The 19,709-nt window shown below is 71.1% G+C and carries 18 protein-coding genes; 9 read left to right on the top strand and 9 right to left on the bottom strand.

Annotation, left to right across the window (positions count from 1 at the left end):
- The first annotated feature begins 580 nt into the window (after positions 1-580).
- Both ACIPC1_RS40170 and ACIPC1_RS40165 read left to right on the top strand, forming a co-directional pair.
- Positions 581-1,870 carry a hypothetical protein gene (locus ACIPC1_RS40170; RefSeq protein ID WP_402526776.1) on the top strand — a complete coding sequence of 430 codons (1,290 nt, stop codon included), beginning with the start codon at positions 581-583 and terminating at the stop codon, positions 1,868-1,870.
- A gap of 225 nt (positions 1,871-2,095) precedes the next feature.
- Positions 2,096-2,737: a PH domain-containing protein gene (locus ACIPC1_RS40165; protein WP_402526773.1), complete on the top strand. Its 642-nt coding sequence runs from the start codon at positions 2,096-2,098 to the stop codon at positions 2,735-2,737.
- Positions 2,738-2,809: 72 nt separating this feature from the next.
- Here ACIPC1_RS40165 and ACIPC1_RS40160 read toward each other — a convergent pair whose 3' ends face one another.
- The 3 genes from ACIPC1_RS40160 to ACIPC1_RS40150 all read right to left on the bottom strand — a co-directional run bounded on the left by ACIPC1_RS40160 (position 2,810) and on the right by ACIPC1_RS40150 (position 6,086).
- Complete coding sequence (locus tag ACIPC1_RS40160; RefSeq protein WP_402526770.1) at positions 2,810-4,441, bottom strand: phospho-sugar mutase; 1,632 nt, start codon at positions 4,439-4,441, stop codon at positions 2,810-2,812.
- Between the two features lie 232 nt (positions 4,442-4,673).
- Positions 4,674-5,498, bottom strand: a complete 825-nt coding sequence (locus tag ACIPC1_RS40155) for a purine-nucleoside phosphorylase (protein ID WP_384386359.1) — start codon at positions 5,496-5,498, stop codon at positions 4,674-4,676.
- A gap of 150 nt (positions 5,499-5,648) precedes the next feature.
- Positions 5,649-6,086 (bottom strand): gamma-glutamylcyclotransferase, encoded by a 438-nt coding sequence (locus ACIPC1_RS40150; RefSeq protein WP_384386356.1) that lies wholly within the window; start codon positions 6,084-6,086, stop codon positions 5,649-5,651.
- 130 nt (positions 6,087-6,216) lie between these two features.
- Between ACIPC1_RS40150 and ACIPC1_RS40145 the strand changes: the two genes are divergently transcribed.
- The gene (locus ACIPC1_RS40145; RefSeq protein WP_402526766.1) at positions 6,217-7,665 is read left to right on the top strand and encodes an NAD(P)H-quinone dehydrogenase; all 1,449 of its coding nucleotides are present in this window, start codon (positions 6,217-6,219) and stop codon (positions 7,663-7,665) included.
- 166 nt (positions 7,666-7,831) lie between these two features.
- Positions 7,832-8,797 carry a DeoR/GlpR family DNA-binding transcription regulator gene (locus ACIPC1_RS40140; protein ID WP_365437457.1) on the top strand — a complete coding sequence of 322 codons (966 nt, stop codon included), beginning with the start codon at positions 7,832-7,834 and terminating at the stop codon, positions 8,795-8,797.
- A 152-nt stretch (positions 8,798-8,949) separates the two neighbouring features.
- Here ACIPC1_RS40140 and ACIPC1_RS40135 read toward each other — a convergent pair whose 3' ends face one another.
- The gene (locus ACIPC1_RS40135; RefSeq protein WP_402526763.1) at positions 8,950-10,722 is read right to left on the bottom strand and encodes an acetyl/propionyl/methylcrotonyl-CoA carboxylase subunit alpha; all 1,773 of its coding nucleotides are present in this window, start codon (positions 10,720-10,722) and stop codon (positions 8,950-8,952) included.
- A gap of 355 nt (positions 10,723-11,077) precedes the next feature.
- Here ACIPC1_RS40135 and ACIPC1_RS40130 point away from each other — a divergent pair, with 355 nt between their 5' ends.
- Entirely contained in the window at positions 11,078-11,566 is a 489-nt protein-coding gene (locus ACIPC1_RS40130) for a hypothetical protein (RefSeq protein WP_402526761.1), read from the top strand.
- Here ACIPC1_RS40130 and ACIPC1_RS40125 read toward each other — a convergent pair whose 3' ends face one another.
- Entirely contained in the window at positions 11,567-12,187 is a 621-nt protein-coding gene (locus ACIPC1_RS40125) for a Maf family protein (protein WP_402526759.1), read from the bottom strand.
- 22 nt (positions 12,188-12,209) lie between these two features.
- On the bottom strand, positions 12,210-12,341 hold the full coding sequence (gene mmpB, locus ACIPC1_RS40120) for a morphogenic membrane protein MmpB (protein WP_384386340.1): 132 nt from the start codon (positions 12,339-12,341) through the stop codon (positions 12,210-12,212).
- A gap of 165 nt (positions 12,342-12,506) precedes the next feature.
- Here mmpB and ACIPC1_RS40115 point away from each other — a divergent pair, with 165 nt between their 5' ends.
- Complete coding sequence (locus tag ACIPC1_RS40115; RefSeq protein WP_402526755.1) at positions 12,507-13,676, top strand: SGNH/GDSL hydrolase family protein; 1,170 nt, start codon at positions 12,507-12,509, stop codon at positions 13,674-13,676.
- Here ACIPC1_RS40115 and ACIPC1_RS40110 read toward each other — a convergent pair.
- Both ACIPC1_RS40110 and ACIPC1_RS40105 read right to left on the bottom strand, forming a co-directional pair.
- Entirely contained in the window at positions 13,673-13,882 is a 210-nt protein-coding gene (locus ACIPC1_RS40110; RefSeq protein WP_402526752.1) for an acyl-CoA carboxylase epsilon subunit, read from the bottom strand. The two genes, ACIPC1_RS40115 and ACIPC1_RS40110, sit on opposite strands and share 4 nt — an antisense overlap.
- A 17-nt stretch (positions 13,883-13,899) precedes the next feature.
- Positions 13,900-15,501, bottom strand: coding sequence for an acyl-CoA carboxylase subunit beta (locus tag ACIPC1_RS40105; RefSeq protein WP_402526750.1), 1,602 nt, complete (start codon positions 15,499-15,501; stop codon positions 13,900-13,902).
- Between the two features lie 207 nt (positions 15,502-15,708).
- On the opposite strand from ACIPC1_RS40105, the gene ACIPC1_RS40100 reads away from it, so the two are divergent.
- Both ACIPC1_RS40100 and ACIPC1_RS40095 read left to right on the top strand, forming a co-directional pair.
- Complete coding sequence (locus tag ACIPC1_RS40100; RefSeq protein WP_402526747.1) at positions 15,709-16,575, top strand: biotin--[acetyl-CoA-carboxylase] ligase; 867 nt, start codon at positions 15,709-15,711, stop codon at positions 16,573-16,575.
- A gap of 241 nt (positions 16,576-16,816) precedes the next feature.
- Positions 16,817-18,010, top strand: coding sequence for an adenylate/guanylate cyclase domain-containing protein (locus tag ACIPC1_RS40095; protein ID WP_402526745.1), 1,194 nt, complete (start codon positions 16,817-16,819; stop codon positions 18,008-18,010).
- Here the strand turns inward: ACIPC1_RS40095 and ACIPC1_RS40090 are convergent.
- Positions 18,007-18,585 carry a hypothetical protein gene (locus ACIPC1_RS40090; RefSeq protein ID WP_402526744.1) on the bottom strand — a complete coding sequence of 193 codons (579 nt, stop codon included), beginning with the start codon at positions 18,583-18,585 and terminating at the stop codon, positions 18,007-18,009. The two genes, ACIPC1_RS40095 and ACIPC1_RS40090, sit on opposite strands and share 4 nt — an antisense overlap.
- Before the next feature lie 203 nt (positions 18,586-18,788).
- Here ACIPC1_RS40090 and ACIPC1_RS40085 point away from each other — a divergent pair, with 203 nt between their 5' ends.
- Positions 18,789-19,601, top strand: a complete 813-nt coding sequence (locus ACIPC1_RS40085) for an enoyl-CoA hydratase/isomerase family protein (RefSeq protein ID WP_402526742.1) — start codon at positions 18,789-18,791, stop codon at positions 19,599-19,601.
- The last annotated feature ends 108 nt before the right edge of the window (positions 19,602-19,709 follow it).

Raw genomic sequence — 19,709 nt, 5'->3', positions numbered from 1 at the left:
GGGGGGGGGGGGGGGGGGGGGTGTGGGGGGGGGGCCCGGGCCCCGGGGGGGGGGGGGCCGGGGGGGGGGGGGGGGGGGGGGGGGGGGGGGGGGCCGGGGGCCGGTACATCCGCCCGTCGCCGCCGGATCAGGCGTCGGGCAGGGGGGTGGGGTCCGGTGACGCGGACGTACGCGACGGGCATGTGATGTACCGGCCCCCGGCCCCTCCTGTCGTCTTTCGGGTGCGAGGAGGTTCGGGATCGGGGGCGAACTTGCCCGTCCGTGGGTGGGGGATGGGTCGGCGGTGGGTGTTGGCGGGAGGTAGTGGTCGGGTGGTGTGAGGTAAGTCATGGCCTGTGGTGCGCGTAGAGCACTTATCTGCCCAGGGGTGTGCATGTAATGGTCATGCACATCGCTGGGCAGGTAATTCGATCGCCGCCCCCTCTTCAGAGGATCTGATGTGCGCAACGGTGTGCGGAACGTGCTGATTTCGGCTGTGACGGCTGCGACCTTGGCCGTGACGGGGTGCTCTGCGGCAGGGGCGACGGCGACGCACGGGGCCGGAGCGCCGACCGGGGCGGCCGATGGTGAGGCGGTGGAGGTGGCCGGGGCCGTAACCTCCCCTTCCGCCGCTGTCACCGGGGCCGCCGGGTCGACCGCCACCGGCGCGGGCGCGACGGACATGACCGGCTCGGCAGCGATGGCCCGTGCATCTGCCGGGGATCAGTCGGCGCAGAAGTCGTCGCTGAAGGTGACCTCGTACGACGCGAAGAGCGGGCGGGCCGTGGTTTCGGACGGTGATTCCAAGCCCGCAGGCGTCGTCGTCGGCGACGTCCTGGCCGGCGCGCCGTCGTCGTCGGCGCCCGACGGTCTGCTGGTCAAGGTCACCCAGGTGTTGGGCGGGACGACCACGGGCACCGAGGTCGCGACCGAGCCGGCCACGCTTCGCGAACTGCTGGGAAAGAGCAAGGTCGATGAGACGGAGGCGGTGGATCCGTCCTCCGTCACGGTCAAGGCACTGGACGCGGAGGTGACCGTCTCCGGGAAGAAGGGCAGCGGTGCCACCTTCGGTTCGAAGGGGGCGGATGTGCCGCTGGGGACGATCCGGGTCGACGTCAGCGACTCGGTGGCGACCGCCTCCGGCGCCCCCGCGTCCGCCAAGGCGTCGGTCAAGGGCTATGTGGAGCTGACCCCCGAGGTCGAGTTCGCCTACGACGGCACCACCGCAGGCGCCGAAGGTCAGCCGGCCTCCGCGTACATCGGCCTGTCCGGTGACTGGTCCTCGCAGTGGGAACTGGACGGGCAGGCGTCCGCCGCGCAGAAGGGCACCAAGGTGCCGTTCGCCGAACTGCACACCGACGTCGTGATCTACGTCGGCCCGGTGCCCGTCGTGGTCAACCTCGGCTACGTCCTCTACTACCAGGTCGACGCCGACGGCAAGGTCAGCGTCCGCGTCTCGCAGAGCGCCACAGGCGATTTCACGGCCGGCGGCAGTTACAACCGCGCGACCGGCTGGAGCCCGGTCAACAAGGCCTCGATGGCGGTCAGTCCGGTGAAGTCGGCGGTGACGAGTGCGGGCAACGCGAAGGCCACGCTGGGCGCCGAGGCGTCGGTCGGGCTCTACGGGGCCGCCGATGTCACTCTCGACATCGCCCCGTACGCCCGGGTCGCGGCGACGGGCGGCGCCACCGGGACACTGACCGCGGCTCCCGGCACGACCCCGAGCAGCACCGGCGGCGTCGTCCTCGCCTGGGCGGTGTACGGGGGATACGACGTCAGCGGCACACTGAACGTCCATCTGACGGTGTTCAGTACGGAGATGGACAGGAGTATTCGACTGTTCACGCTGCACGGCGAGAAGAAGCTCGACGAGGGTCACTACGAGGGGTGAGGGAGGTCTTTCAGTCCGTCCGGCATGTGAGGACCAGGAGGCTGTTCAGGCCGACAGCGGGGGTCTGGGGGGCCTGGGGGAGGTCTGGGGGGTCTGGGAGGTCTGGGGGGCGAAGCGCCCAGTGCGGGATGGATAGGGGAGGAGGGGGCGGGAGAAGGTCTGCTCGGGCACCCGCGTCGGGTGGCCGGGCAGGGGGCCGGGGACGCGTCGGGCAGAATCGGGGGTATGACGACCCCCGATCACCGGCCACCCACGCCGGACGCCTCGCGACCCGAGTCGAAGGACCGGATCTACCGGTCGCCCGCAGGCATGGCGGGCGGCGCCCTGCTGCTGGCCCTCGTGGGCTGGCTCGGCATCGACGCGCTGGTGTCGGGGAACGACCGCACCCCGTGGCTGGCGCTCGCCGCAATGATCCTGACGGTCCCGCTGGTGGGCGCCTTCACCCTGCGCCCCGCGGTCTACGCGAACGACGAGCGGCTGCGCGTCCGCAACCCGTGGCGCGTCATCGTGCTGCCCTGGGCCACGGTCGCGTCCCTGAAGTCGGGATACTCGAACGAGGTCGTCGACACCTCCGGCGCCAAGTACCAGCTGTGGGCGGTGCCCGTCTCGCTGCGCGGCCGCAAGAAGGTGGCAAGGCAGCAGGTGCGGTCCGCCGCGTCGGGCGGCCGCGGCCGTACACACACCGCCGTGCCGGATCCCACCCCCGCGCAGACCGACCAGATCATGGGTGATCTGCGCGAACTGGCCGAGGCCAGGCGTGCCGCGGAGGGCTCGCAGGGTGAGGTGAGCGTGCGGTGGGCGTACGAGGTGATCGGGCCCGTGGCCGCGGGAGCGGTGCTGCTCGTGGTGCTGCTGGCGACGGGCTGACCTGCCCGGGACCACACCCACGGCTTGGGCGCCGGGCCCACCCGTCCGGTGGGCCCGCGGTGACTCCCGTCGTCAGATGCCGGCCGCGGCCGACAGGTCCCGCTTGACGGCGGCCAGCAACTCGGTCGCCTTCGCCCGCGCCGCGCCGAGCCCCTCGTGCGAGGAGACCGGCACCACGACCTCCAGATAGCACTTCAGTTTCGGTTCGGTTCCGCTGGGCCGGACGATGACGCGCGCGCCCTCCAGGGTGTAGCGCAGCCCGTCCGTGGGCGGCAGGGTGTCCGTGCCCTTCGCCAGGTCCTCGGCCCTGGTGATCGCCAGGCCCGCGAGCCGCGTGGGCGGCTGCTCGCGCAGGCGCCGCATGGCGTTCGCGATCACCGAGAGGTCCTCGACGCGGACCGAGAGCTGGTCGGTGGCGTGCAGGCCGTACTCGACGGCGATGTCGTCGAGAAGGTCGAGGAGGGCGCGGTCGCGGGACTTGAGTTCGGAGGCGAGTTCGGTGATCAGCAGAGCCGCCGTGATGCCGTCCTTGTCGCGTACGCCCTCGGGGTCGACGCAGTAGCCGAGCGCCTCCTCGTACCCGTACCGGAGGCCCTCGACGCGGGCGATCCACTTGAAGCCGGTGAGGGTCTCCTCGTAGGGCAGCCCCGCCTTCTCGGCGATCCGTCCGAGGAGCGAGGAGGAGACGATCGACTCGGCGAACGTGCCCCGGGCGCCGCGCTTCACCAGGTGCTGGGCGAGCAGCGCGCCCACCTCGTCACCGCGCAGCGTCCGCCAGCCGGCACCGTCCTTGACGGCCACGGCGCAGCGGTCCGCGTCCGGGTCGTTCGCGATGATCAGATCCGGCTCGGTCTCGCGGGCCTTCGCGAAGGCGAGGTCCATCGCGCCGGGCTCTTCCGGGTTCGGGAACGCGACCGTCGGGAAGTCCGGGTCCGGTTCCGCCTGTTCGGCGACGAGGACGGGCTCCGGGAAGCCGGCCCGCGCGAACGCCGCGAGGAGGGTGTCCTTGCCGACGCCGTGCATGGCGGTGTAGACGGTGCGGGCGGTGCGTGGGGAGCCGGCGGCGAGTACGGCGTCCGTACGGGCCAGATAGGCCTCCAGGACGCCGTCGTCGAGGATCTCCCAGCCGCTGTCGGGGCGGGGGACGTCCGCGAGCGCCTGGACCGCGTCGATCTCCGTGGCGATCTCGGCGTCGGCCGGCGGGACGATCTGCGAACCGTCGCCCAGGTACACCTTGTAGCCGTTGTCGCGGGGCGGGTTGTGACTGGCGGTGACCTCCACGCCCGCCGCCGCGCCGAGGTGCCTTATGGCGTACGCGAGGACGGGGGTGGGGAGCGGGTACGGGAGTACGGCGGCGCGCAGGCCCGCGCCGGTCATGACCGCGGCCGTGTCCTGGGCGAAGTCGGCGGACTTGTGGCGGGCGTCGTAGCCGATGACGACCAGGCCGTCTGTCTCGCCCTTGCTCTTGAGGTACGCGGCGAGGCCGGCGGCCGCGCGGATGACCACGGCGCGGTTCATTCGCATCGGGCCTGCGCCGAGTTCGCCGCGCAGGCCTGCGGTGCCGAACTGGAGAGTGCCGCTGAAGCGTGCGGTGAGCTCCGCCGTGTCCCCGGCGTCGATGAGCTTCGCGAGCTCCTCACGGGTCTCCGCGTCGGGGTCCTCGGCCAGCCACGCCTTGGCCCGCGCGATGAGTTCATCCTGCACGTCGGGTGCGCCTCTCTGTCTTCGTTCGTACGTACCTTGCTGGGTACCCCGCCCGCGGCGGAGCCGCCAAAAGATGCAGTTCGCCCCCTCCGCCCCTGCCCGTCCCGTCTCTGGGGGCTGCCGCCCCCAGACCCCCGCATCGCGCTGAACGCGCTCGTCCTCAAACGCCGGACGGGCTGAGACGGGGCGGAGCCCCGGATGGGGACGGGCAGGGGCGGCGGGGGCGAGAAAACTACAGCCGGTCCAGCACCTGGGTGAGCAGCGCCCCCATCCGGGTCGCCGAGTCGCGACCCGCCTGGAGAACCTCCTCGTGGTTCAACGGCTCGCCCGTCATACCGGCGGCGAGGTTGGTGACGAGGGAGATGCCGAGCACCTCGGCGCCGGCCTCACGGGCGGCGATGGCCTCCAGCGTCGTCGACATGCCCACCAGATCGGCTCCGATCACCCGAGCCATCCGAATCTCCGCAGGCGTCTCGTAGTGCGGCCCGGGGAACTGGGCGTACACGCCCTCCTCCAGGCTCGCGTCGATCTCCTTGCACAGTGCCCGCAACCGGGGCGAGTACAGATCGGTGAGGTCGACGAAGTTCGCGCCGATGATCGGCGAGGTGGCCGTCAGGTTGATGTGGTCGCTGATCAGCACCGGCTGCCCGGGGCGCATGCCCTCGCGCAGCCCGCCGCAGCCGTTGGTGAGCACGATGGTCTTGCAGCCGGCGGCGACGGCGGTACGGACACCGTGCGCGACGGCGGCGACACCAAGGCCCTCGTAGTAGTGGGTGCGGCCCAGGAAGACCAGGGTCCTCTTGTCGCCGATCTTGTACGAGCGGACCTTGCCGCCGTGGCCCTCGACCGCCGGCGGGGGGAACCCGGGCAGCTCGGTGACCGGGAACTCGGCCTCGGGTGTGCCGAGCGCGTCCACGGCCGGCGCCCAGCCGGAGCCCATCACGAGAGCGACGTCGTGGGTCTCGGCGCCCGTGAGCTCACGCAGGCGCGTGGCGGCGGCGTCGGCGGCGGCGTGGGGGTCGCCCTGGATGTCGTCCGGAAGAAGAGATGCGTTCACGCGCATGAGGGTAGCTGGTCCGGGCCTACGCGCGTAGATGACAGAGCTCACGGTCTTGCGATCGTTGTCTTGTCGTTTCCGACAAGCGCCGCGGGGGTGTTTCCCTCGAAGGGTCGGGCAAAGGCGCAGATATGGGTGCCCGCAACGGCCTCAGCAAGGCCGTTTGCGCAGCTCCATCACGTAGTCATGAGGTGCCCCGGCCGATTCGGCGGCGTCGGCGAGCTCTCCCAGGTAGCGCGCGGAGGGGAGTCCCCCCTCGTAGCCGTTGAGTACGTACACCCACGCGGCTTCCTCGCCCTCCAGCGTGTGCACCCGTACCCGCATCCGGCGGTAGATGTCGAGCCCCACGCCCTCCCACCGGTCCATGGAGTCCTCGTCCAGGGACGCGATGTCGTACAGCGTCACGAAGACCTGGGACCGCGGTGCCTCGACGATCGTCGCCAGCGCGCCTTCCCAGCCCATGTGCTCGCCCCCGAACGTCAGCCGCCAGTCGTTCAGCCAGCCGGTGGCGCGCAGCGGCGAGTGCGGTGCGCGGCGCGTCATGAGCCGCGGGTCGAGATTGCCGGCGTATGCGGCGTAGAGCGACATGAGGTCGAGAGTACGGCAGCAATCACCTGGGTCTCTCGCGTAACAGCCGGGGCCTCCCGCGTAACAGAAGGAGCTCGAATGACGCAGAGCGCGGGCCCCGTGGCGGAAGCACCTTGAGGCGTGCGGGACAATGGAGTACGTGACTCGGATCGTGATCATTGGTGGCGGACCCGGCGGATACGAGGCGGCCCTCGTGGCCGCCCAGCTCGGCGCGGAGGTGACCGTCGTCGACTGCGACGGTCTGGGCGGGGCGTCGGTGCTCACCGACTGCGTCCCGTCCAAGACCCTCATCGCGACGGCCGAGGTGATGACCACCTTCGACTCGTCGTACGAGGAGCTCGGCATCATCGTCGCCGACGACACTCCACCCATCGACGCGCCCGCGCGGGTGGTCGGCGTCGACCTCGGCAAGGTCAACCGCCGGGTGAAGCGCCTGGCGCTCGCGCAGTCGCACGACATCACGGCGTCCGTGACGCGGGCCGGCGCCCGTGTCCTGCGCGGTCGCGGACGTCTTGAGGGCATGCAGGCCCTGGACGGCTCCCGCAAGGTGATCGTGCGCTCCGCGGACGGCACCGAGGAGACCCTCACCGCCGACGCCGTGCTGATCGCGACCGGCGGGCACCCGCGCGAGCTGCCCGATGCGCAGCCCGACGGCGAGCGGATTCTGAACTGGACCCAGGTGTACGACCTCGACGAGCTCCCGGACGAGCTCATCGTGGTCGGCTCCGGTGTCACCGGCGCCGAGTTCGCCGGCGCCTACCAGGCACTCGGCTCCCGCGTCACGCTCGTATCCAGCCGAGACCGCGTGCTGCCCGGCGAGGACCCGGACGCCGCCGCCGTCCTGGAGGACGTCTTCCGGCGCCGTGGCATGAACGTCATGGCGCGCTCCCGCGCCGAGTCCGCCAAGCGGGTCGGCGACCGGGTCGAGGTCACCCTCTCCGACGGCCGGGTCATCAGCGGCTCGCACTGCCTGATGGCCGTCGGCGCCATCCCGAACAGCAGCGGAATGGGCCTGGAGGAGGCCGGCGTCAAGGTCAGGGACTCCGGGCACATCTGGACCGACAAGGTCTCCCGGACCTCCGCTCCCGGGGTGTACGCCGCCGGTGACGTGACCGGCGTCTTCGCCCTCGCGTCCGTCGCCGCCATGCAGGGCCGTATCGCCATGTACCACTTCCTCGGCGACGCGGTGGCCCCGCTGAACCTGAAGACCGTCTCCTCGAACGTCTTCACCGACCCGGAGATCGCCACCGTCGGCTACTCGCAGGCCGACGTCGACGGGGGCAAGATCGACGCCCGCGTCGTCAAGCTGCCGCTGCTGCGCAATCCGCGCGCCAAGATGCAGGGCATCCGGGACGGCTTCGTCAAGATCTTCTGCCGTCCGGGCACCGGGATCGTGGTGGGCGGCGTGGTCGTGTCCCCCCATGCCTCGGAGCTGATCCACCCCATCTCGATCGCGGTCGACAACAACCTGACGGTCGAACAGATCGCGAACGCGTTCACCGTCTATCCGTCACTGTCGGGCTCGATCGCCGAAGTGGCACGGCAGTTGCACACGAGGAAGACCGAGGGCGGCAGCTGAGGCGTACGACGACTCTGCGCTGGTCACGGGGAGTTGTCGCCCATTCGTACGGCATAGGCGGCGCGAGTAGGCGCGTATACCACTTGGCGCCCTGCCATGCGAACAACTTCTGTTATTCGGCGCAAACTGCTGAAAGCAGACGGTCGTTGGGGTTACTGTCAGTTTCGTGTTCGCTGCAGAACGTCGCCAATTGATCCTCGAAATGGTGCGAGCGAACGGGGCCGTGTCGCTCCGTGAGCTCGCCCGCGTCGTCCAGACCTCCGAAGTGACCGTACGGCGGGACGTGCGCGCACTGGAGGCAGAAGGACTCCTCGACCGCCGGCATGGCGGTGCGGTATTGCCGGGCGGGTTCACGCGAGAATCCGGCTTTCCGCAGAAATCACATCTCGCGACCGCCGAGAAGACGGCCATCGCCGATCTCGCCGCAGGTCTTGTCGAAGAGGGCGAGGCCATCGTGGTGGGCGCGGGGACCACCACGCAGGAGCTGGCTCGCCGGCTCGCGCGGGTACCCGGACTGACCGTCGTCACCAACTCCCTCCTGGTGGCCCAGGCGCTGGCCCACGCCAACCGGGTGGAAGTCGTGATGACCGGCGGCACCCTGCGCGGTTCCAACTACGCCCTGGTCGGCTCAGGGGCCGAGCAGTCCCTCCAGGGGCTGCGGGTCTCCCGGGCCTTCCTCTCCGGAAGCGGACTGACCGCCGAGCGCGGCCTGTCCACGTCCAACATGCTGTCGGCCTCGGTCGACCGGGCGCTCGTCCAGGCCGCCGCGGAGGTCGTCGTCCTCGCCGACCACACCAAGCTCGGTACGGACACGATGTTCCAGACGGTCCCGACCGATCTGATCACCCGCCTGGTCACGGACGAGCCACCGGCGCATGACGACCGCGCCCTCACCGAACTGCAGGCCCTGGCCGACCAGGGCGTACAGATCGCGGTCGCCGGATCGTCCGCGGGCGGCGGCGCGGGAGGCGATCCCGTCCCGGCGGGGCGCCCGCCACGCCGGGACATGCCGCTCCCGGGACCGCGCCGCGGCCAAGTCCCCGGCACGGCACCCCAGTTGCGCTCGGCCACGGTCCTGGGCGAGCAGCCCCCCGGGGAGCGAGCGAGGGTGGCGGACCTGCGCCGCCGCTGACCGTCCCCGGCAGGGCGCGACCGGAGTGCCGAGCCGGAGACGGCGGATGGGGACCGGGGAAAGCCGAAGCGCCCGGCGGACTGACTTCTCCAGTCCGACAGGCGCTCCGGGATGTCGTACGACCGTCTCGTACGGGTGGGCCCTGAGGGCCGTCAGTCCTTGATCTCGCAGATCGCCGCACCCGAGGTGAGCGAGGCGCCGACCTCGGCGGTCAGGCCCTTGATGGTGCCGGAGCGGTGGGCGTTGAGGGGCTGTTCCATCTTCATCGCTTCAAGTACGACGACGAGGTCGCCCGCCTTGACCTCCTGGCCCTCCTCGACGGCCACCTTGACGATGGTGCCCTGCATGGGGGAGGCGAGGGTGTCGCCGGAGGCCACCGGGCCGGACTTCTTGGCCGCCCGGCGCTTGGGCTTGGCGCCTGCCGCCAGACCCGTGCGGGCCAGGGACATACCGAGCGAGTAGGGCAGCGAGACTTCCAGGCGCTTGCCGCCGACCTCGACGACGATCGTCTCGCGGTCCGTCTCGTCGTCCGCCTCGGTGTCGGCGGGGGTGGCGAAGGCGGGGATCTCGTTGACGAACTCGGTCTCGATCCAGCGGGTGTGGATCGTGAACGGCTCGGTGGAGCCGGTCAGTTCGGGTGCGAACGCCGGGTCCTTGACGACCGCGCGGTGGAAGGGGATGGCGGTGGCCATGCCCTCGACGGTGAACTCGCCCAGGGCGCGGGCGGCGCGCTGGAGCGCCTGCTCGCGGGTGGCGCCGGTGACGATCAACTTGGCCAGCAGGGAGTCCCAGGCGGGGCCGATGACGCTGCCGGCCTCGACGCCTGCGTCCAGGCGGACGCCCGGGCCCGACGGCGGGTCGAACACGGTCACCGTGCCGGGGGCGGGGAGGAAACCCCGTCCCGGGTCCTCGCCGTTGATGCGGAACTCGAAGGAGTGGCCGCGCAGTTCGGGGTCGCCGTAGCCCAGCTCCTCGCCGTCGGCGATGCGGAACATCTCCCGCACCAGGTCGATGCCGGCGACCTCCTCGGTGACCGGGTGCTCGACCTGGAGGCGGGTGTTGACCTCCAGGAAGGAGATCGTGCCGTCCGTGCCGACAAGGAACTCGACCGTGCCCGCGCCGACATAGCCGGCCTCTTTGAGGATCGCCTTGGAGGAGGTGTACAGCTCCTCGACCTGGGCGTCGGAGAGGAAGGGCGCCGGGGCCTCCTCGACCAGCTTCTGGTGGCGCCGCTGGAGCGAGCAGTCACGCGTCGACACGACGACCACGTTGCCGTGCGAGTCGGCCAGGCACTGCGTCTCCACATGCCGCGGCTTGTCGAGGTAACGCTCCACGAAGCACTCGCCGCGTCCGAAGGCGGCGACCGCCTCACGTACGGCGGAGTCGTACAGCTCGGGGACCTCCTCCAGCGTGCGGGCGACCTTCAGGCCGCGCCCGCCACCACCGAAGGCGGCCTTGATCGCGATGGGCAGTCCGTGCTGCTCGGCGAACGCGACGACCTCGTCGGAGCCGGACACCGGGTCGGGGGTGCCGGCCACCAGCGGGGCGCCGGCGCGCTGGGCGATGTGCCGGGCGGCGACCTTGTCACCGAGATCGCGGATCGCCTGCGGCGGCGGGCCGATCCACACCAGGCCGGCGTCCAGCACCGCCTGCGCGAAGTCCGCGTTCTCGGAAAGGAAGCCGTAACCGGGGTGGATGGCGTCCGCCCCCGAATCCTTGGCGGCCTGGAGCACCTTGGCGACGTCCAGATAGCTGGTGGCCGGGGTGTCACCGCCCAATGCGAACGCCTCGTCCGCCGCACGGACATGCGAAGCGTCCCGGTCCGGATCTGCGTAGACGGCAACGCTCGCGATGCCGGCATCCCGGCACGCCCGGGCCACGCGGACAGCGATTTCGCCACGGTTGGCGATGAGCACCTTGCGCACGATGGCTCCCTCCTGGAAACAAGCCGAGTTTAGGGACAGCCGACACGAGCTTTCGACCCGTCCCCAATGGTGAGCTTGCCCACACGGAGCGTGATTCGAGGCGCGCTCGACCCGCGAAATCCCTTGTCGCGCCACGGCACACGGGATCCCTTCCCTGAACCCTAGCCCTCCTCTGTGGTCAAGGTCTCTGTGCGTCAGTGCTGCGTGCCACAGGGTTTCTTTGTGGAGTCCCTACGAATGGCCCAATGATTCTTTGCCCTCGGCAGAACCCTTGTCCCGGGGTTTACCCGTTAGTAGCGTTCAGGATGTACTCGAACTTACTAGGGGTAACAGCACACGGAAGCGGGTGGGACCGGTGGTGCGCAGACCGGTGGCGTGGGTGGCGGCGATCGTGCTCTTCCTGGAGGCGATCGGCATCGCGCTGCTGAACTGGTTGCTCGGCACGGTCGTCGACAACCAGGACATGTCCGTGGCCGGGCTCGACCCGGACATGATGTCCCTCTCGTCGAAGGTCGGCGGCCTGGTCTTCGGCCTCTACTTCGCGCTGTGCGGCCTCACCGCCCTGCTCGTCGCCGTCCGCGACCGCGCCCCGGGCCTCTTCGGACGCATCCTGCTCATCAGCGCCGCGGTGGTGCACGGCCTGCTGGGCGCGCTCACGGTGGGTCTGGTGGGCTGGAGCGCGTTCGCCTTCCTGATGGTGGGGCTCGCGCTGATCGTGTTCACGCTCCTGGCGTTCGACCGTCAGGAAGGCCCGTCCGACGCCGTGCCCGAGAGGGGCGGCGACAACGGAGGCGCGCCGGTCACGGGCGGCCCCGCGGTCCCTGCGGCCCCCTCGGCCTCCTGATCACTTCTCCCGCGGCGTCCACAACTGGGTGATGCCGACGCCCAGTTCGGCCAGCAGGCGGCGCACCAGCGGCAGTGAGATACCGATCACGTTGCCGTGGTCGCCGTCGATGCCGTTGATGAAGGGTGCGGAGCGGCCGTCGAGGGTGAACGCCCCTGCCACGTAGAGGGGTTCACCCGAGGCGACGTACGCGGCGATCTCGGCGTCGCTGGGGTCGCCGAAGTGGACCACGGTGGACGCGGTCGCCGAGACGTAGCGCTTGGCCACCGTGTCGTAGACGCAGTGGCCGGTCTGGAGGGTCCCGGCGCGGCCGCGCATCGACTTCCAGCGGGCGGTGGCCTCTTCGGTGTCGGCGGGCTTGCCGTACGCCTGGCCGTCCAGGTCGAGAACCGAGTCGCAGCCGATCACCAGGGCGCCCTGCACCTCGGGCTTCGCCGCCACGACGGAGGCCTTCGCCTCGGCCAGCGCGAGGGCGAGTTCGGCGGGGGTCGGTGCGCTGACGGCTTCCTCGTCGACCCCGCTGACGATCACCTCGGGGTCGAGTCCGGCCTGTCGCAGCAGGTTGAGCCGGGCGGGGGACTGTGAGGCGAGCACGAGGCGGCGACGCGGCTGATCGGTCATGTGATCAGGGTATCGGCGCGCCTCACCTGATGCCGAGCACCACCATCGCGAGCACCATGGCCAACGCCATCAGAACCCCCAGGCGTCGCAACATGTCCTGAGTGTCGCGGAGTTCCTTGGGCGGTTCGTTCTTCTCGGGGTCGGACCACAGCATGTCCTCGATCGTGCGACGGCGGACGGCCGGGCGCCTGAGTACGCGTACTCAACTTGTGCGCGACTCATGTAAACGGGTCTGGGGTTTCTTTAGTGCGCCCTCGCCTGTTACGGTCATGGGGATCACTAAAGGAACTGTGGTCCCGTTTAATGGAGGCATGCTGCCGTGTTCACCCCCGCCTGGACCGCGTCGCCCCAGCTCCCCGCCGAGGGCTTCACCCCCAACTGGTCGCAGGAGGGCTTCTGGCGTCAGTCACTGCGCCAGGCCGTCCGTCTCACCGCGGGCGGCGACCGGGTCCGTGTCCGGCTGTCCAACGCGTACGGCACCTCGCCGCTGCGGATCGCGGGCGCCACCGTGGCCCGCGCGGGCGAAGGGGCCGCCGTCGAGCCCGGTTCGCTGCGTCGGCTCACCTTCGACGGGGCCGCCTCGGCTGAGATCCCGGCGCGCGGCCACGCGGTCAGTGACCCGGCCGAACTCACCCTGGAATCACTGGAGTCGGTGGCCGTCACCCTCCACCTCGACGCCGTCACCGGTCCCGCGACCTTCCACGCACAGGCCTTCGCGACCAGTCACCGGGCCCCCGGGGACCGGCTGGAGGACGTGCGGGGCGAGGCCTTCGACGCGTCCTCGGAGTCCTGGTACTTCCTGTCGGCCGTCGAGGTCGACACCGGCCGCCGGGACGCCGTCGCGCTCTTCGGGGACTCCATCACGGACGGCTTCGGCTCGACCCCGGGCGCGAACCGCCGCTGGTCCGACGCGCTCGCCGAACGCACCGGACGGCCCGTCCTCAACGCGGGCATCGGCGGGAACCTGCTGCTCAACGACTCGGCCTGGTACGGCGAGAAGGGCGTCCACCGGCTCGGCCGCGACGTCCTCGACCATCAGGGCGTGGACACCCTCGTCGTGCTCCAGGGGCTCAACGACATCGGCTTCAGCGAGACCGACGAACAGCCCACGTACAAACCCGCACCGATCGTCGAGGCCGACGAACTCATCGACGGATACCGGGAGTTGATACGCCAGGCGCGCGCGAGGGGTCTACGGGTGATCGGCTCCACCCTGCTCCCCTTCGGCGGCTCCGACCACTGGGGCGAGCATGCGGCGAAGGTGAGCCGCGAGGTCAACGAGTGGATCCGGGGCGCGGGCGAGTGGGACGCGGCACTGGACCTGAACCGCGTACTGGCCGATCCGGGCGACCCGGACCGGCTGCACCCGGCGTACGACTTCGGCGACCACCTGCACCCCAACGACAAGGGATACGCGGTGATGGCCGAAGCCCTCGCGGAACTGCTCCAGCCGAACCGTTTCGGCACCGTTTCGGCGGGACAGCTCTAACCGGGCCAGTACGTGCGGCCCCACGCCGTCGGACCCGGCGGGGGCAGCCGGCGCGTGGCGATACGGGCCGGGTCGGCCCAGGAGTCACCGGCCCCGGGCGCGCCGGACGGCGCGGAAGCCGCCGCCGCGGCGCGCACCCGGACCACCGCGAGTGCGGCGGCCAGCTCCTCCGGGGTCGGATTGCCCCGTACGACCTTGATCGTCATAACCGCTCCCAGGGGGCCTAGAGGGGGATGTTGCCGTGCTTCTTCGGAGGCAGTGATTCCCGCTTCGTACGCAGCGCACGCAGGCCGCGTACGACATGGGCGCGGGTGTCGGACGGCATGATCACGCCGTCGATGTAGCCGCGCTCGGCCGCCGTGTAGGGGTTGAGGAGGGCGTCCTCGTACTCCTGGATCAGGCGGGCCCGGGTCGCCTCTGCCTCGTCGGGGTCCGTGACGGCCGCGATGGTGCGCTTGTGCAGGATGTTGACCGCGCCCTGTGCGCCCATCACCGCGATCTGGGCGGTGGGCCAGGCGAGGTTGAGGTCGGCGCCCAGGTGCTTGGAGCCCATGACGTCGTACGCGCCGCCGAAGGCCTTGCGGGTGATGACCGTGATGAGCGGCACGGTCGCCTCGGCGTAGGCGTAGATCAGCTTGGCGCCGCGGCGGATGATGCCGGTGTGCTCCTGGTCGACGCCGGGCAGGAAGCCGGGCACGTCCACGAAGGTGATGACCGGGACGTTGAAGGCGTCGCACGTGCGGACGAACCGCGCGGCCTTCTCGCTCGCGTCGATGTCCAGGCAACCAGCGAACTGCATCGGCTGGTTGGCGACGATACCGACGGGCCGGCCCTCCACCCGTCCGAACCCGGTGAGGATGTTCGGCGCGAACAACGGCTGCGTCTCGAAGAACTCGGCGTCGTCCAGGATGTGTTCGATCACCGTGTGCATGTCGTACGGCTGGTTCGCGCTGTCCGGCACGATCACGTCCAGCTCGCGGTCCTCGTCGGTGACGGTGAGGTCCGCCTCCTCCGGGAAGACCGGGGGCTCGCTGAGGTTGTTGGACGGCAGGTACGACAGCAGCTGCTTGACGTACTCGATGGCGTCCTTCTCGTCGCCCGCCATGTGGTGGGCCACGCCGGACACCGAGTTGTGGGTCCGGGCGCCGCCCAACTCCTCGAAGCCGACGTCCTCGCCCGTCACCGTCTTGATGACGTCGGGCCCGGTGATGAACATGTGCGAGGTCTGATCGACCATGATCGTGAAGTCGGTGATCGCGGGGGAGTAGACCGCGCCGCCCGCGCAGGGGCCGACGACGAGCGAGATCTGCGGAATGACCCCGGACGCGTGGGTGTTCCGGCGGAAGATCTCGCCGTACATGCCCAGCGCGCTGACACCCTCCTGGATGCGGGCGCCGCCCGAGTCGTTGATACCGATGACCGGACAGCCGGTCTTCAGCGCGAAGTCCATCACCTTCATGATCTTCTGGCCGAAGACCTCGCCGAGGGCGCCGCCGAAGACGGTGAAGTCCTGTGAGAACACCGCGACGGGACGGCCGTCGACCATGCCGTACCCGGTGACGACACCGTCGCCGTACGGGCGGTTGTTCGCCAGGCCGAAGTCCGTGGACCGGTGCTGCGCGAACTCGTCGAACTCGACGAAGGAGGACTCGTCCAGGAGCAGTTCGATCCGCTCACGGGCCGTCAACTTGCCCTTGGCGTGCTGCTTTTCGACGGCGCGGGCCGAGCCGGCGTGCGTCGCCTCCTCGATGCGGTGCTGCAGGTCCGCGATCTTGCCGGCGGTGGTGTGGATGTCGGGGTGGTGCAGCTCTTCCGGCTCGGACATCGGGATGCGGCTCCCTGCCTGCTCAGTGGGGACGTGCGGGTTACATGCTCAAGAATGCTGCTCAAGAGTGCTACTCAGGGGCGCTGCGCAGGTGTACTGCCGGGCGTCCGCTCGACCGTGCTGCTCAGGGCCTTGCTACTGAGTCGTAGGGTAGTGGCGCCGATACGGTTCGGCAGTGCGGCGTTTACCACACCTAGGGTGGGTTGCATGACGCCGCAAGATGCATCAGACGCCAACGACAACCGGTGGTCCGACCTGGACCGTCCGCCGCTCAACGCGACTGCCCTGCGCAAGGCGCTGGTACGGGACGGCAGCCTCTGGTCCGGGATCGACGTGGTCGCCCGCACCGGGTCGACCAACTCCGACCTCGTCGCCCTCGCCACCGGCGGGAAGGCCGCCGAGGGCGCGGTACTCGTCGCCGAGGAGCAGAACGCCGGGCGCGGCCGCCTGGACCGCCGGTGGACGGCACCGGCCCGCTCCGGCCTCTTCTTCTCCGTCCTGCTGAAGCCGGCCGGGGTCCCCGTCGCACGCTGGGGCTGGCTGCCGCTGCTCACCGGGGTCGCCGTGGCGACGGCACTGTCGCGGGCCGCCGACGTCGATACGGCACTCAAGTGGCCCAACGACCTCCTGGTCACCGTGGACGGCGCGGAACGCAAGACCGGCGGCATCCTCGCCGAGCGCGCCGGGACCGACGCCGTCGTCGTCGGCATCGGCATCAACGTCACCCTGCGCGCGGACGAGCTGCCCGTGCCCGGAGCCGGTTCCCTCGCCCTCGCGGGCGCGGCGACCACCGACCGTGACACGGTGCTGCGGGCCGTCCTGCGGTCGCTCGCGGAGTGGTACGAGCGGTGGCGCGCCGTCGGCGGCGACCCTGTCGCGTCCGGGCTCCAGGAGGCGTACGCCGCCGGGTGCGCGACGCTCGGGCGGGTGGTGCGTGCCGAGCTGCCCGGGGGGCGGTCGATCAGTGGAGAGGCGGTGGCCGTGGACGGGGACGGGCGCCTGGTACTGGCCACGGAGGAGGGGGTGCAGGAGCCGGTGGGGGCAGGGGACATCGTTCATCTGCGGGCGGGGTGAGGTCGGGTTTGGCTACGCCCCGTTTCAGCCCGTCCGGCGTTTGAGGACGAGGCCGTCCAGGCCGAAAGCGGGGATCATGGGGGCGGCAGCCCCCGGATACGGGACGGGAAGGGGCGGAGGGGGCGAAAAACCCCACCCCCAGCCCCACGCGGCGCACCCGTCAGGAGTGAGCCAGCCCACACCTGCCGTAGAGTTGAGCGCGGTCGATACCTGACCGTGGCAGATCGGAAGGGCAGCAGGCGTGACCGTTGACGACACCGGTTCCGGTACGGGTGCAGACCCCGCCCCCGACGCCGAGCCGGGCCGTACCACCGGGTCGGTCACCCATAGGTCCTACGAAGGCCCCGCACGGACGGACGCACAGGACGACCGGGACTCCGGCGAGGACCCCCTGGCGCTCCGCCTGGAGCAGCTGATCCTCGGCGCCGAGCGCCGCTACACCCCGTTCCAGGCGGCCCGCAGCGCTGGCGTCTCGATGGAACTGGCCTCCCGCTTCTGGCGGGCCATGGGCTTCGCCGACATCGGCCAGGCCAAGGCGCTCACGGAAGCCGACGTGCTCGCCCTGCGCCGCCTCGCGGGCCTCGTCGAGGCGGGCCTGCTGAGCGAGGCGATGGCGGTCCAGGTGGCCCGTTCCACCGGCCAGACCACCGCCCGCCTCGCCGAATGGCAGATCGACTCCTTCCTGGAGGGCCTGACCGAGCCCCCGGAACCGGGGATGACGCGCACCGAGGTGACGTACCCCCTGATCGAGCTGCTCCTGCCCGAGCTGGAGGAGTTCATCGTCTACGTCTGGCGCCGCCAACTCGCGGCCGCGACAGGCCGGGTCGTACAGGCGGCGGACGACGAGGAGATGGTCGACCGCCGCCTCGCCGTCGGTTTCGCGGACCTCGTCGGCTTCACCCGGCTGACCCGCCGCATGGAGGAGGAGGAACTCGGCGAACTGGTCGAGGCCTTCGAGACCACGGCCGCGGACCTGGTGGCCGCGCACGGCGGCCGGCTCATCAAGACGCTGGGCGACGAGGTCCTGTACGCGGCCGACGACGCCGGGGTCGCCGCCGAGATCGCGCTGCGCCTCATCGAGACCATGGCGAACGACGACACCATGCCGGAACTGCGCGTCGGCATCGCCTTCGGCACGGTGACGACACGCATGGGCGACGTGTTCGGCACGACGGTCAACCTCGCGAGCCGCCTCACCTCGATAGCGCCACGGGACGCCGTCCTGGTGGACGGGGCCTTCGCGGAGGAACTCATCCGTACCGCCGACGCGCCCGCCTCCGAGGCGGAGGCCGCCGAGGCCGCGGCCGCCGCGGAGAAGGAGGGCGAGGAACCGCCCTCCTACCGCTTCGCCCTCCAACCGATGTGGCAGCGCCCGGTGCGCGGTCTCGGCGTGGTCGAGCCCTGGCTGCTCGCGCGTCGCGACACCGAGTCCTAACGCCCGCCGAGCGGCTGCTTCAGACCGCTCACACAGAGCCCGATGACCGGTACGCACAGGCGGGGAGGCTTGGGTTTCGCGCTCGCCGTGGGCGTGGGTGTGGTCGCGCTCGGGGCGGGAGCGGCGGTGGTCGAGGCCGGTGGCCCCGGCGCCGCGGGAGCGGGAGCCTGACCGGTGGGAATGCCGGTCGCGTCCGGCGCACCGCCCACGGGGGCGCCGACAGGAGTCGACGGGCCCGTCACCAGCCGTGTCGGCGTCGGTGCCGGGGTGGGCGCGAGGCTCACTCCCGGGGTCGGCAGCACGGTCTCCCCGCCCATCACGGCCGGCGTCGTGGCGGCCACCGGATGCGCCGAGGGCACGGCCTCCACCGTCGCGACGGCATTGCCGGCCGTGTCGGTGACCGTGCCCGTCGTCGGCTCGGCGTCAGGGGTCCCCATGCCCCAGATCACCGACTCCGGCGCCAGTCGTACGAGGCTCAACGCCCCCGCCGCCAGGGCCAGTCCCCCCACGGCAACGAACACCCGCCGCGGGCGCGGCCTGCGATGCCGCCCACGTGTCGTCTCCCGGTTCGTCATGTTCCTACCTCCCCAAGGTGCCCGCGCTCCCCGATGCGCTGCGGCGGTGCGCACGTTATGCGGCGGCCGAGGGCGGCGGCCGGGAGTTCGGGCGGGTGTCACTCGAACGGGTGGGCGGCGGTCGAGGGGTCGGGTTCCGGTCGGCGGTGGCTGCTGCGATGATCTGAGGGTCGGTTGTTAACCCACGTTAACCGGAGGGTGTCATGGCGGACTTGGAGCAGGGCGAGGAGCGGCGGTTCGGGGAGTTCGTCGTCGTACGGCGGCACGGGTACGTCGCGGAACTCGTCCTCGACCGGCCGAAGGCCATGAACGCGGTGTCCACGGCCATGGCCCGCTCCCTCGCCGGTGCCTGCGAGGCGCTCGCCGCCGACCCGGACGTACGGGTGGCCGTGCTGACCTCGACCCATGAGCGCGCCTTCTGTGTGGGCGCCGACCTGAAGGAACGGAACTCCTTCACCGACGCCGAGCTGGTGCGTCAGCGGCCGGTCGCGCGGGCTGCGTACACCGGGGTCCTCGAGCTGCCGATGCCGGCCGTTGCCGCCGTGCACGGGTTCGCGCTGGGTGGAGGGTTCGAGCTGGCGCTGTCCTGCGATCTGATCGTGGCCGACCGTACGGCGGTCGTCGGGCTGCCCGAGGTGTCGGTCGGGGTGATTCCCGGCGGGGGCGGTACGCAGCTGCTGCCGCGCCGGATCGGGTCCGCTCGCGCGGCCGAGCTGATCTTCTCGGCGCGGCGGGTGGCGGCTGTTGAGGCGCGGGAGTTGGGGCTTGTCGATGTGCTGGTCGACGCCGGCCGGGATCGCGAGGAGGCCCTCGCGCTGGCGTCCCGCATCGCGGGGAACTCTCCGGTCGGGTTGCGTGCGGCCAAGCGTGCGCTGCGTCTCGGCCACGGTCTCGATATCCGGGCCGGGCTCGAGGTCGAGGACGCCGCCTGGCGGTCCGTCGCGTTCTCCGGGGACCGGGCGGAGGGTGTGGCGGCCTTCAACGAGAAGCGCACGCCGGAGTGGCCTGGGGCGTAGTTTTTCGCCCCCGCCCCCCCCCCCCCCCCCCCCCCCCCCCCCCCCCCCCCCCCCCCCCCCCCCCCCCCCCCCCCCCCCCCCCCCCCCCCCCCCCCCCCCCCCCCCCCC

Source organism: Streptomyces sp. NPDC087263 (assembly GCF_044744645.1).
Classification (GTDB): Bacteria; Actinomycetota; Actinomycetes; order Streptomycetales; family Streptomycetaceae; genus Streptomyces.
Note: the sequence above shows the minus strand (reverse complement) of the source record. Positions and strands in the feature narration are given on the sequence as shown.